The organism is Streptomyces sp. NPDC026377, assembly GCF_055567715.1.
The window spans coordinates 607,791-620,789 of the sequence record NZ_JBVHPV010000001.1 but is presented as its reverse complement, the minus strand read 5'-3'; the positions used below and the strand labels follow the sequence as shown (position 1 = coordinate 620,789).

The window sequence follows — 12,999 nt, the reverse complement described above, 5'->3', positions numbered from 1 at the left end:
TAAAGCGCTTGTCATGTCCCGCACTAGACGGCCGAATCCCCGCCGATAACGCGGGGTTATCGCCGGTTGTCATCATCCCCGGGTGCGTCCGGCTCCCCGACACTCGCCCTTGCCCCCGGCAACCCACCGGGGCCACCCCCACGAATGAACGAGCAGGAGCCCCCCATGAGACACCAGAGGACTGTCGTCCTGTCCACCGCCCTGGGTCTGGCGCTCGCCGGCCTGGGCGTGATCCCCGCCACGGCCGCCGCCCCCTCCGCGTCCCCGTCCGCCGCTTCCTCTTCCATCGCCTCCTCGTCCGCGTACGTGCACGGCGCGTCGTACGCCGGGTCCGCCAAGGAGGCCGCCAACAACAAGGCGTTCTACGAGGCCGTGATGAAGTCCGTGGCCAAGAAGCGGGCCGCCAACCCGCTGGCGGCCTCCGTCACCGTCTACTACAGCACCCGCAACGCGCCGAGCTTCCGTTCCCAGATATCGCAGTCCACGCAGATCTGGAACTCCTCGGTGCAGAACGTCCGCCTCGCCGAGTCGTCCTCCGGCGCGGACTTCTCGTACTACGAGGGCAACGACCCGCAGGGCTCGTACGCGTCCACGGACGGGCACGGCAGCGGGTACATCTTCCTGGACTACCAGCAGAACCAGCAGTACTACTCGGTCCGCGTGGTCGCCCACGAGACCGGGCACGTCCTCGGGCTGCCGGACCACTACTCGGGTCCGTGCAGCGAGCTGATGTCCGGCGGCGGGCCGGGCACGTCGTGCCGGAACGCGTACCCGAACAGCACGGAGCGCTCGCGGGTGAACAGCCTGTGGCGCAACGGGCTGGCGTCGGCGTTCAAGCCGGCGGCGTAGGTCCTGGCCCGGCATGCGGCCGGCTGCCCGGCGGGTCCGCTCCGCCCCGGTTGTCGTACCCCTCTGGCAGCATGGCCGCATGCCGAGTGTCTCCCCCCGCCGTCCGTGTCCGTCGTGCGGCCGTGCCGTGGCCGTGGTGGCGGGGCGGTATGTGCGCCACGATCCGCGTGCGCGGGTGGCGGGCGGGGGTGAGCTGACGCTGTGCCCGGGCTCGAAGCGGCCGGCCCCGCCGGGCCCGGGCCGGCCGACCCTGGACGGCTACGAGGTCGCCCCGTTCCCGGGGCAGCTGCCGCTGTTCTGAGGGGGGCACTGACGTGGGGTGGGCGGGGGTTGGCTGGTTGCCCGGTGTTCGTCTGCGGGCGGGTGGTGGGTCGCTCGCGCAGTTCCCCGCGCCCCTTCTTGGCTCGGTGTTTGTCTGCGGGTGAGGGGGTGGCTGGTCGCGCAGTTCCCCGCGCCCCCGAAGGGGCCGGCACTCGTCCGCGGGCCGTGGCGGGTTGCTCGCGCAGTTCCCCGCGCCCCTGAGGGGGCCGTCACTCGTCTGCGGGCCGTGGGGGGTTGCTCGCGCAGTTCCCCGCGCCCCTGAAGGGGCCGTCACTCGTCTGCGGGCCGTGGTGGGTTGCTCGCGCAGTTCCCCGCGCCCCTGAGGGGCTGTGGCTCAGCTTGGGTCTTCGGCTATCGGGGACCCCCTGGGGGCGCGGGGAACTGCGCGACCAGCCACCCCCTCACCCGCACACGAGCACCGGGGCCGGAACACCCCTACTCCCGCGTGTAGAACACGTAAAACGCCGCCAGCCCCATCCCGCCCCCCAGTACCGCCCCCATCCCCGCCGCCCCCAGCACACTCTCGCCCGACTGCGCGTACAGGAACCCCGTCCCCGCGCCGAACAGCGTTCCGTACGCCAGTGCGCGCAGTTCGCGGGGCAGGCGGCCCTGGATCAGCAGCAGGCCCAGGCCCAGCGCCGCGATCACCGCCCCGGACACCAGGCCCAGCGCGATGTTCCCGCCCGTCACCTCCCCGCCCCTGCGGCTGATGGACGCGGCCCAGAAGCCGTAGAAGACGCCGATCACGATCGGCAGCGCGATCAGGGCGCGCGGCAGGCCGCGCCGGGCGGGCCGGGTGGAGGCGGGGCTCCGCCCCGACGACGGGTGCCTCCTCGGCATCGCTGCGTGTGAGGACATGGCGGGCTCCTTCCACGACACTTCCCCCATACAGCCCACACCCGCGCGCCCCACCCGGCAACCCGGGGTTGGCTGGACCCGTGCGTACCCACGTCACCGCCGTCGGCCTCGGCATCGCCGCAGGCGGGCTCGGGCTGCGCGCGCTGGTCGCCCTCGGCCGGGTCCTCACCCTCGCCGACCTCCCGCCCCGCGCCGACCCCGGCACGGCGGCGGGCGTGTACGACGCCCTCACGGCCCTGCTGCGCACCACCGCCTGGGGCGCCGTCGCCGCCGGTCTCGCGCTGGCGCTGACGGCCTGGCTCAGCGGTCGCGCGCGGCGAGCTCCGCCAGCCGGCGAAGCGCCGTGTCCAGCACCGGCCGTGGCGGGGACGCCAGACCCACCCTGACCGCGTCCGGCGCCGACCCCGCGCCCACCGCGAACGCCGCCCCCGGCGTCACCGCGATCCCCAGCTCCCGTACCGCCGCCGCCGCGAAGGTCTCCGCCCGCCACGGCGCGGGCAGCTCCCACCAGCAGTAGAAGGAGCTCGGGTCCGCAACGACGGAGAAGCCGCCCAGGTGGCGCGCCACCAGCGCCTGCCGCGCCGCCGCCTCCGCCCGCTTGGCCGCCGCCACCGCCTCCACCGTCCCGTCCTCCACCCACCGCGCCGCCGCCTCCAGGTTGAACCGGCCCGCCGTCCACGCCCCCGACCGCAGCGCCCGCGCGACCTCCTCCCCGTACGCCTCGGGCACGCTCAGGAACCCCACCGTCAGGCCCGGTGCCAGCCGCTTGGAGAGGCTGTCGACGAGGAGGGTCCGCTCCGGGGCGTACGCGGCCAGTGGCGCGGGCACCCCGGCCCCGTCCGCCAGGAACGCCCAGGTCGTGTCCTCGACGGCGGTCAGCCCCGACTCCCGCAGCACCGCCGCCAGTTCCGCCCGCCGCTCTCCCGGCATCGTCAGCGACAGCGGATTGTGGAGGGTCGGCTGTACGTACACCGCGCTCAGCGGCGTCCGCCGGTGCGCCGCCTCCAGGGCCGACGGCAGCATCCCCGACCCGTCCGTCCCGATCGGCACCAGGGAGATCCCCAGCCGCTCCGCCACCGCCTTGACCAGCGGATACGTCAGCTCCTCCACGCCCACCCTGGCCCCGGGCCCGGCGAGCGAGGACAGCGCGGCCGCGATCGCCTGGCGGCCGTTGCCCGCGAACAGCAGCCGGTCCGGGTCCGGGCGCCAGCCGGGGCGGGCCAGCGCACGGGCCGCCGCCGCCCGCGTCCCGGGCGTACCGTCCGCCGCCGCCGGACGCGTGGCCTCCAGCAGCACGTCCGGACGGGCCAGCCCCGCGAGAGCACGCCCCATCAGCTCCGACTGGCCTTCCGCCACGGGGTAGTTGAGCTCCAGGTTCACCGGTGTGCGGCCGCTGTCCTCCGCGAGCACCGACCCGGGATGCGGCGGGGCCGCCCGTACGAACGTGCCGCGCCCGACCTCGCCCACGACCAGGCCCCGCCGCACCAGCTCCCCGTACGCCCTGATCGCGGTGGAGACCGCCACCCGGTGCCGGCGCGCGAACGTCCGCTGGGGAGGCAGTCGGTCGCCCGGCCGCAGCCTTCCGTCGGCAATCGCCGCCGCGACCCCGTCCGCCAGCCGCAGATAGTCCATCCCGCCTCCAGAGCCCCGCCCGACCACATTGCACCGAGAGCAAAGATCTTATTGCACCGAGCAGTTGGGCCCGCCTAGCCTCCTGACATGCCCACCACCTACACCGACCGGGGCACGGGCGACGCCCTGCTCCTGGTCCACGGCCACCCCTTCGACCGCACGATGTGGGACCCGCAGACCGAGGAGTTCGCGCGCTCGCACCGGGTCGTCGCCCCCGATCTGCGCGGCTACGGCAGCGCGCCCGTCGCCCCCGGGGCCACCACCACCCTCCTCTCCGACTTCGCCGGGGACGTCCTGGACCTCGCCGACCGGCTCGGGCTCGCCCGCTTCATCCTCGGCGGGCTCTCCATGGGCGGCCAGATCGTCATGGAGTGCTACCGCCTCTTCCCCGAGCGGATCAGCGGTCTGCTCCTCGCGGACACCTTCCCCGCCGCCGAGACCCCGGCCGGGCGCACCGCCCGCCGCGAGGCGGCCGACCGGCTCGTACGCGAGGGCATGAAGCCGTACGCCGACGAGGTCCTGGAGAAGATGGTGGCGCCGTACGCGGACGCGGCGGTCAAGGCGCACGCGCACCGGATGATGACCGCGACCGACCCCGAGGGCGCCGCCGCCGCGCTGCGCGGGCGCGCCGAGCGGCCCGACTACCGGGAGCTGCTCACCACCGTCACCGTCCCCACCCTGATCGTGGTGGGCCGCGACGACACGTACACCCCGGTCGCCGACGCCGAGGCGATGCATGCCGCGATCCCCGGGTCCGCCCTGGTGGTCGTGGAAGGGGCGGCCCATCTGCCCAACCTGGAAAGGCCCGAGGAGTTCAACGCGGCCCTGCGCGACCGGCTGACGGGCTGAGCCCGCCGCGCACCGCTCCCCGGCGGCGGCCACCGGTCCGCGACGGGTCCGGGCGGGGTTTCCCGGGGTGCGCGCGGCGCGCTCCTGGGTGAGGATCGGACCGTCCGGAAGCCTGGTTGCAGGGGGGCCGAGCAGGAGGCGTCAAGGTATGCGCGCTGTCGCGGTCCAGGCCTTCAGGGCCATGCCGGAGGTCATCCATGTCCCCAAGCCGGAGCCCGGCCCCGGCGAAGTGCTGGTGAAGGTCGAGTACGCGGCCCTCAACCCGTTCGACTGGCAGGTCGCGGACGGCCTCCTCGACGGCCGGGCCCCGCACGTCTTCCCGCTGGTCCTCGGCGTCGACTTCGCCGGACGCGTGGACGTGGTCGGGCCCGGCGAGAACCGGTTCGTGGTGGGCGACGCGGTGTACGGGCAGGCGGCGCGGCCGCCGGTGGGGGCCGGCACGTTCGCGGAGTACGTGACGGTGCCGCACGACTCGACCATCGCCGGGGTGCCGGACGGGCTCGCGCTGCGGGCCGCCGCCGCCCTGCCCACGGCCGGGATGACCGCGCTCCAGATCCTGCGCACGGGCGTGGCCCTCGAACCGGGCGACTCGATGCTCCTGGTGGGTGCGGCGGGCGGGGTCGGCAGCGCGCTGACCCAGTTGGCGGCGGCGCGGGACGTCCGGGTGGTGGCGGTGGTGCGGGGTGACGAGCGGGAGCGGATGCGGGCGCTGGGCGCGGCCCTGGCGATCGACTCCACCGAGCAGCCGGTGCGCGAGGCGTGCGAACGGGCCGTGCCCGGCGGGGTGGACGCGGTGGTGGACCTGGTGTCGGCGGACGCGGAGGCCTTCGACGCGTACGCCCGGCTGATGCGTCCGGGTGGCGCGGCGGTGAGCACCCGGGGCGCGGCCCCGTCCGGGAGGGGCGTGAACTTCCAGCTCAGGGCGTCGGGCGCGCTGCTCGACGCGCTGGCGGCCGCGGCACTGGCGGGCGAGGTGCACGTACCCGTGGAGGCGGAATACCCGTTGGAGAAGGTGCCGGAGGCGATGGAGCGGAATCGGGTGGGTGGGGCGCGGGGGAAGACGCTGTTCCTGCCGTAGGGGGTGGGACTGGTTTGTGGGTGTTTGTCCTGTGGTCTCGGTGGCGAAATGTTGTCCACAGGGTGTGGATAAATATTCGGCGGGTGGGTGGCGATAGCTGGGCCGGTGGCGCGGAAGGGTGTGCGCCACCTCAAGAGCCACTGAGTGGAAGACCCACCCAAAAGGTTCTATTCACCGTGATCGCATACTGATGCCATGGGTGCACAGCTCGACGTGGACAAGGGCCCGGGCGGCCGGGGACGGGGGCGGCTCGCGCCGCCGCAGTGGCTGGTCAGCGGGTTGCGCCCGCAGAGCACCCCGATCGTGTGGCCCGGTGTCGCCCGGGCCGGCATCGCGCTGGCGGCCCCGCTGGCCGTGGGCTTCGCCACCGACCAGCCGACGTACGGCGCGCTGGTGTCCATGGGCGCGCTCTCCGGAGTCATCGGCGACACCGCCGACGCGTACCGGATGCGGGTGTTCAACATCGCCGTGCCGCAGCTCTTCGGCGCGATCGGGGTCACCCTGGGAACCCTGGTGTACGGCGAGGGCTGGTTCGCGGTCGCCGCGCTCACCCTGGTCGCGCTCGTCTCCGGAATGATCTCGTCCATCGGCGCGGTGGCGTCCGTGTCCGGGCTGCTGCTCCTGCTGAACGCCGTGGTCGGGGCCGGGCTGCCGATGCCCTCGCCCTGGTGGAAGGCGCCGCTGCTGCTCTCCCTCGGCGGCCTCTTCGTCCTCCTGCTCACCCTGCTCGGCTGGCCGCTGCGCAACCGCGTCCCGGAGCGTACGGCCGTCGCCTCCACCTACCGGGCGGTGGCCGACCTCCTCGAAGCCGCGGGCACCCCGGCGTACGACGCCAGACGGCAGACGGTCACGCAGTCGCTCAACACGGCGTACGACCTGGTGCTCGCGCGCCGCACCCGCGACCACGGACGGCGCAGCCCGCTGGTGCGGCTGCTCGCCCAGCTGAACGTGGTGATCCCGCTGGTGGAGGCGGCCCCGGCGGCGCATCTGCGCGGGCGCCCGCTGCCGCCCGCGATCCCCTCGGCCGTACGGGAGCTGGCGACGGCGGTGGAGCGGGCGCACACCGGGCCGGTGCCCGACCTGGCGCTCCCGGAGGCCGCCGCGCCCTCGGAGCGGGCGGTGGACGCGGCGCTGCGGCACGCGGCGGTGGTGGTCCACAAGCCGGACCCCGACCCGTACAACGTCGACGACCGGCTCGGGCGCCCGGCCGCGCTGCGCATCCGGGTGCGGCGGGGTGCGCGCAACGTGCTGTTCTCCCAGGCGTCCTGGCGGTACGGGCTGCGGCTCGCGCTCTGCATCGGGCTCGCCCAGGCGCTGGTGTCGCTGGTGGCGGTGGAGCGCTCGTACTGGGTGGCGCTGACCATCACGTTCATCCTGAAGCCGGACTTCGGGTCGGTCTTCTCGCGGGCGGTGCTGCGCGCGCTGGGGACGGCGGTGGGGCTGGTGACGGCGGCGGCCGTGCTGGCGGAGGTGCCGCGCGGGTGGTGGGACGTGCCGGTGATGGTGGTGCTGGCCGCCCTGATCCCGGCGTTCTCGGCGAAGGGGTACGCCTTCCAGACCGCGGCCATCACCCCGGTGATCCTGCTCCTGTCGGACCTCCTGAACCACCAGGGCTTCGGTCTGGTGCTGCCGCGTCTGTGGGACAGCCTGATCGGCTGCGGGATCTCGCTGGTGGCGGGCTATCTGCTGTGGCCGGAGAGCTGGCACACCCGGATCGGGGACCGGCTGGCGGACGCGGTGCAGGACGCGGCGGGGTACGTGGAGTGCGCGTTCGCCGGGGCGGGCGAGGACCACGCGGAACGGGTCCGCCGTCGCCGCCGGATCTACCGCGACCTGTCGGTGGTGCGCTCGGAGTTCCAGCGCGCGCTGACCGAGCCGCCGCCGACGGGGGCGCGGGCGGCGGCGTGGTGGCCGCTGGTGGTGGCGGTGGAGCGGATCGTGGACGCGACGACGGCGGCGCGGGTACGCGTCAACCACGGCGCGGCCCCGCCCTCGGGAGCGGAAGTGGCTGCGGCGGTACGGGAGTTGCGCGGGCTGGCGGACGGGCTGCGGGCGTCGTCCACGCTGGTGGAGGTACGGGCGTCGCTGACGGGGCCGGAGGAGAGTGTGCTCGGACCACTTCGCCAGGAGGTCCGGGCGGCTCGGGCGATTGCGTCACCGGGGGGTTAGGGGGGCGGGCCCCCGGGGTGCCCAGCTTTGCCTTGCCCACCCGCCCACCCGTTCGGCGGGGTTGCGTGGGCCCGGGCCTCTACGGGGTGGTTCCGGCCGTGGGCGTCTGCGGGCCGGTGGTCGGCGACCCCACTTGCCCACCCGCCCGCCTGCTGCGGGGTTGCCTGCCTTAACTTCCGCCGTCCGGCGCGCCACCGTCGTCGGACAGTCCTTCGGCTGCGGGCCGGTGGGGGTTGCTCGCGCAGTTCCCCGCGCCCCTGGGGTGGTCCCCGCAGCCGGAACATCCAGCTCGGGCACGGTCCCCTGCTCAAGGGGCGGAGCAACCGTCCACGGTCCGCAGCCGAATTGGGCGGCCAGGGCGGGCCGGGCCGCGCCGTGAGGTCCGGGGTGCCCTACAGGGGCGCGGGGAACTGCGCGAGCAACCGTCCACGGTCCGCAGCCGAATTGGGCGGCCAGGGCGGGCCGGGCCGCGCCGTGAGGTCCGGGGTGTCCTACAGGGGCGCGGGGAACTGCGCGAGCAACCCCCCACGATCCGCGGGGAATTGCGCGCCCTCGGGTCGGCCGGCCGTGCCTCGAAGTCCGGTGTGCCCGCCCTGTAGGGGCGCGGGGGCAGAAACTCCGCGCGTATCCCTCTCCCCCCCAGCAGGCAGGCGGAAGCCGAAAATCCTCCCGTCCCAACCCCCCACTCCCCGATACACTCTCCCCATGCCCCCCGCGCACCCCCGCACCTGCTGGCGCTCCTCCTAGGAGCGGCCATCGGACCTGCGCGCGCGGGTTTACGAAAAGGGCCGTTCGTCACTCGGACGGCCCTTTCGCATGCCCGCCCCGCCCCGCCCGCCCGCCCCTCCCGGGAGGAGGCGGCGAGGAGGCGGCGAAGAGGCAGGGAGACGGCCGTCCGCCGCGGCGACGGCCGCCACCCACCTCCCCAGAACGGCACGGACACATGACCCGCATGCTCACCGGTGACCGCCCCACCGGCCCCCTCCACCTCGGCCACTACTTCGGCACCCTCCAGAACCGCGTCCGGCTCCAGAACAGCGGCGCCGAGATCTTCGTCGTCATCGCGGACTACCAGGTGATCACCGACCGCGACATCGCCGACGACCTCCTCGGCCACACCCACCGCCTCGTCCTCGACTATCTCGCCGCCGGCATCGACCCGGGCCGCGCCACCGTCTTCACCCACAGCGCCGTCCCCGCCCTCAACCAGCTCCTCCTCCCCTTCCTCAGCCTCGTCTCCGTCGCCGAGCTCGGCCGCAACCCCACGGTCAAGGACGAGATCGCGCACTCCCGCCAGTCCGCCGTCAGCGGGCTGATGTTCACGTATCCGGCCCACCAGGCCGCCGACATCCTCTTCTGCAAGGCCGATGTCGTCCCCGTCGGACAGGACCAGGTCCCGCACCTCGAAGTCACCCGCACCATCGCCCGCCGCTTCAACGACCGGTACGGGGCCGTCTTCCCCGAGCCCGAGGCCATGCTCTCCGCCGCGCCCGTCCTCCTCGGCACCGACGGTACGAAGATGAGCAAGTCCCGCTCCAACTCCATCCCGCTCTCCGCCACCGCCGACGAGACCGCCGCCCTCATCCGCCGCGCCACCACCGACGCCGACCGCCGCATCACCTACGATCCGGCGGCCCGCCCCGGCGTCTCCGGCCTGCTCCAGCTCGCCGCGCTCTGCCAGGACCGCGACCCGCACGCCGTCGCCGCCGACATCGGGGACGGCGGCGCCGCCGCGCTCAAGCGGACCGTCACCGAGGCCGTCAACACCCGGCTGGCCCCGCTCCGCGCGCGCCGGGCCGAGTACGCGCGCGACCTCTCGTACGTACGAGAAGTCCTCCACGAGGGCAACAAACGCGCCAATGCCGTCGCCGAGACCACCCTCGACGAAGTGCGGGCCGCGATGGGCGGTTTTCGCTAGGAGGCGGGCATTCACCTGCCGATTTCAAGAATTCCCTCTCGGGAAGCCGCGCCGCGATGAGGGGTGGGGGGAGGGTCGTGGGGTGGGTAATTCGCCAAAGGTATTCCCCCCGGCCCTCGACCAATAGGTACGTCACGGCGACGAACCGGCACGTCACGGGCGACGAACCGGCACGTCACCGCTGACGGACCGTACGTCGCGGCCAACGAACCGGCACGTCAGGGCTATTGACTGGCCAGTAACCACCACTCATACTCGCACGCATGGCCGGGCCATGGGCCGCTCTGCCGCGTACGCTCGCCGCGGAGCTGCGAAAGGAACAGAGTTCCACGGCGGCCGAGGTGATCCGGCAGATACGCCAGCACGTGCCGGAATTCTCCAGGCCGCTGCACGGGAAATTCGGGCACGGAATCCAGATGGGCGTGGAAACCGCTCTCGCCGAATTCGCGGATCTGGTGGAGGGCGGCGACAGCGCCTCCGCCGACCGGGGCGGCGAGCGGTGGCGGGTCTACTGGGTGCTGGGGCGCGGCGAGTTCGCGGAGGGCCGCAGTCTGGACGCGCTCCAGGCCGCGTACCGGCTCGGGGCCCGCGTCGCCTGGCGGCGGTACGCGCGCGCGGCGCGGCGGGCCGGGGTCGGGGCCGACCAGGTCGTCCTGCTCGCCGAGGCGGTGTTCGCGCACATCGACGAGATCTCCGCCGTCTCCGTGCGCGGCTACGCCGAGGCCCAGGCCGACAAGGCGGGCGCGCTCGGGCGGCGGCGCCACCATCTGCTGGAGCGGATCGTCTCCCGCGCCACCGGGGCCGCCCTCGAACAGGCCGCCGCGGCGGCGGGGTGGACGCTGCCGGAGGCGGTGGCGTGCGTCGCGCTCGGGCCGCCCGCCGAGCGCGACCGCATCCACCGCAGGCTGCTGCCCGACGTCCTCGCGGATCTGGAGGGACCGGAGCCGTTCCTGCTGGTCCCGGAGCCGGGGACGGCCTTCCGGGACCAGGTGTTCGCCGGGGCGCTCGACGCGCGCGGCGCGGTGGTCGGGCCGGCCGTGCCGCTCGTGATGGCGGCGGACTCGCTGCGCTGGGCGCGCACCCTGCTCGCACGCCTCGACCGGCCCCGCGGCATCGTCCGCTGCGAGGAACGGCTGCCGGAGCTGCTGCTCCTGGGGGACCGGCCGCTGGTGGGGCTCTTCGCCGACCGGCGCCTCGGACCGCTGGACGGTCTCACGCCCAAGCAGGCGACCCGCCTCGCCACCACCCTCCTGGTGTGGCTCCAGTGCCACCGGGGCAGCGCGCCCGAGGTGGCGGAGCGGTTGGAGCTGCACCCGCAGACCGTACGCCAGCGGCTGCGCCGGATCGAACAGCTCTTCGGGACCGCGCTGGAGGACCCGGACGCCCGTTTCGAGCTTGAAGTGGCTTTGCGCGCCCGGCTGTTGGGTGCGGGTTCGGACTCGGGCCCGGACTCGGTCCCGGGCTCGGTCCCGGGTGCGGGTGGCGGCCTGGCGGCGGCCCCGTAACGGCTCGCGGTCGCTCCGGGACGGGGCGGCGTCGCTCCGCGCGCGGGATCGGCCGCGCTCGGTGTTCACCCCTCCGGCCTCCCGCGTCACTCGCGTGGCGGAACCCCGTACCTCCCCTTAGCGTGATGAAGGGCGCGTATCCCCTCGTAAGGAGACGTACGCCATGGGTCGTCACACCAAGGATGCCGTCGAAGAGGGCAGGGCGGAGCGCATCGCCGCCGCTTCGGCACCCCGGGAGAGTGCCGGAGCGGCGGCGGGCGGGGCGAGTCCCGCGGGGCCGCCCCGGCGCGGTGAGGGCGCGGCCACGGCCGCCGCCGCTGCCGCCGGGCGCACCGGCCACCAGGGCGCCGCCCATGAACACCGCTGGCTGGTCCTCGCCGTCATCGGCCTCGCCCAGCTCATGGTGGTGCTGGACGCCACCATCGTGAACATCGCTCTGCCCTCCGCGCAGAGCGATCTCGGCTTCAGCGACGGCAACCGCCAGTGGATCGTCACCGCGTACGCCCTGGCCTTCGGCTCGCTGCTGCTGCTCGGCGGGCGCGTCGCGGACCTGGTGGGCCGCAAGGCCGTCTTCCTGACCGGCCTGGTCGGCTTCGCGGTGGCCTCCGCGATCGGCGGCGCCGCGCCCAGCTTCACCGTGCTCGTCCTCGCCCGCGCCCTCCAGGGCGTCTTCGGCGCGCTGCTCGCACCGGCCGCGCTCTCCCTGCTCACCACGACGTTCACCGACCCGAAGGAACGCGCCAAGGCCTTCGGGATCTACGGCGCCATCGCGGGCACCGGCGGCGCTGTGGGGCTGCTGCTCGGCGGTCTGCTCACCGAGTACCTCAACTGGCGCTGGTGTCTGTACGTGAACCTCATCTTCGCGGCGCTCGCCTTCCTCGGCGCCCTGCGGCTGCTGCACCCGGGGGCCCCGGCCGACCGCCCCAAGCTCGACATCCCCGGCACGCTCCTGGTCTCGGCGGGCCTGTTCTGCGTCGTCTTCGGTTTCTCCAACGCCGAGAAGCACTCCTGGAGTTCCCCGCAGACCTGGGGCTTCCTGGTGGCGGGCGGGGTCCTGCTGATGGCGTTCGTCCTGTGGCAGCTGCGCGCCGCGCATCCGCTGCTGCCGCTGCGCGTCGTCCTCGACCGGGACCGGGGCGCCTCGTTCCTGGCCATGTTCATCTCCGGCGCCGGGATGTTCGGGGTGTTCCTGTTCCTGACGTACTACCTGCAACAGGTGCTGCGCTACTCGCCCGTGAAGACCGGGCTCGCCTTCATCCCCATGGTCGTGATCATGATCGCGTCCTCGGTGATCGCGCAGAACCGGTTCGTGCCCCGCCTGGGCGCCAAGCCGATCGTGCCGCTGGGCATGGGTCTGGGCGCGGCGGGCCTGGTGTGGATGACGGCGCTGGACGTCGACAGCACGTACGCGCCGCACGTCCTGCCGCCGCTCCTGGTGATGGGGTGCGGCATGGGTCTGATCTTCGCCCCGGCGATGAACCTGGCCACGGCCGGGGTCGCGGCCCACGACGCGGGTGTGGCCTCCGCGATGGTCAACACCAGCCAGCAGGTGGGGGGTTCGGTGGGGACGTCGCTCCTGAACACGCTGGCCACGAGCGCGGCCACGCACTACCTCGTCGGCAGGCGGCCCACCCCGCCGGTCCTGGCCAAGGCCCAGCTGCACAGTTACGCCACGGCGTACTGGTGGTCGGCGGGTTTCTTCGCGCTCGGGCTGCTGGTCACGGTGATCCTGTACCGCAAGGGACCGCCGCGGCCGCCTCCCACGGAGGGCGGGGACGCGGGTCCCATTCATATGTGACCCCGCGGAGTTTTGCCCGCGG

General features: G+C 74.1%; 11 protein-coding genes. 9 read left to right on the top strand and 2 right to left on the bottom strand.

Annotated features, from left to right (window positions below; translation table 11 throughout):
* Positions 1-165 precede the first annotated feature (165 nt).
* Together snpA and ACZ4MU_RS02670 are read left to right on the top strand one after the other, a co-directional pair.
* On the top strand, positions 166-849 hold the full coding sequence (gene snpA, locus ACZ4MU_RS02675) for a snapalysin (protein WP_467869974.1): 684 nt from the start codon (positions 166-168) through the stop codon (positions 847-849).
* A gap of 79 nt (positions 850-928) precedes the next feature.
* On the top strand, positions 929-1,150 hold the full coding sequence (locus ACZ4MU_RS02670) for a hypothetical protein (RefSeq protein ID WP_467869972.1): 222 nt from the start codon (positions 929-931) through the stop codon (positions 1,148-1,150).
* Positions 1,151-1,605: 455 nt separating this feature from the next.
* On the opposite strand, the gene ACZ4MU_RS02665 is transcribed toward ACZ4MU_RS02670, so the two are convergent.
* Entirely contained in the window at positions 1,606-2,028 is a 423-nt protein-coding gene (locus tag ACZ4MU_RS02665) for a hypothetical protein (RefSeq protein ID WP_467869970.1), read from the bottom strand.
* An 80-nt stretch (positions 2,029-2,108) separates the two neighbouring features.
* Here ACZ4MU_RS02665 and ACZ4MU_RS02660 point away from each other — a divergent pair, with 80 nt between their 5' ends.
* A complete protein-coding gene (locus ACZ4MU_RS02660; protein ID WP_467869968.1) occupies positions 2,109-2,414 on the top strand; it encodes a hypothetical protein in 306 nt (101 codons plus the stop codon).
* Here ACZ4MU_RS02660 and ACZ4MU_RS02655 read toward each other — a convergent pair.
* The gene (locus ACZ4MU_RS02655) at positions 2,329-3,660 is read right to left on the bottom strand and encodes an aminotransferase-like domain-containing protein (RefSeq protein WP_467869966.1); all 1,332 of its coding nucleotides are present in this window, start codon (positions 3,658-3,660) and stop codon (positions 2,329-2,331) included. The genes ACZ4MU_RS02660 and ACZ4MU_RS02655 overlap by 86 nt on opposite strands.
* Positions 3,661-3,747: 87 nt before the next feature.
* Between ACZ4MU_RS02655 and ACZ4MU_RS02650 the strand changes: the two genes are divergently transcribed.
* The 6 genes from ACZ4MU_RS02650 to ACZ4MU_RS02625 all read left to right on the top strand — a co-directional run bounded on the left by ACZ4MU_RS02650 (position 3,748) and on the right by ACZ4MU_RS02625 (position 12,977).
* On the top strand, positions 3,748-4,509 hold the full coding sequence (locus tag ACZ4MU_RS02650) for an alpha/beta fold hydrolase (protein WP_467869964.1): 762 nt from the start codon (positions 3,748-3,750) through the stop codon (positions 4,507-4,509).
* A gap of 148 nt (positions 4,510-4,657) precedes the next feature.
* Positions 4,658-5,587, top strand: a complete 930-nt coding sequence (locus ACZ4MU_RS02645; RefSeq protein ID WP_467869962.1) for an NADP-dependent oxidoreductase — start codon at positions 4,658-4,660, stop codon at positions 5,585-5,587.
* Between the two features lie 195 nt (positions 5,588-5,782).
* Positions 5,783-7,756 carry an FUSC family protein gene (locus ACZ4MU_RS02640; RefSeq protein WP_467869961.1) on the top strand — a complete coding sequence of 658 codons (1,974 nt, stop codon included), beginning with the start codon at positions 5,783-5,785 and terminating at the stop codon, positions 7,754-7,756.
* A 943-nt stretch (positions 7,757-8,699) separates the two neighbouring features.
* Entirely contained in the window at positions 8,700-9,674 is a 975-nt protein-coding gene (trpS, locus tag ACZ4MU_RS02635; protein WP_467869959.1) for a tryptophan--tRNA ligase, read from the top strand.
* A 263-nt stretch (positions 9,675-9,937) separates the two neighbouring features.
* Positions 9,938-11,179 carry a PucR-like N-terminal domain-containing protein gene (locus ACZ4MU_RS02630; protein WP_467869957.1) on the top strand — a complete coding sequence of 414 codons (1,242 nt, stop codon included), beginning with the start codon at positions 9,938-9,940 and terminating at the stop codon, positions 11,177-11,179.
* A 400-nt stretch (positions 11,180-11,579) separates the two neighbouring features.
* The gene (locus ACZ4MU_RS02625; protein WP_467870617.1) at positions 11,580-12,977 is read left to right on the top strand and encodes an MFS transporter; all 1,398 of its coding nucleotides are present in this window, start codon (positions 11,580-11,582) and stop codon (positions 12,975-12,977) included.
* Positions 12,978-12,999 lie beyond the last annotated feature (22 nt).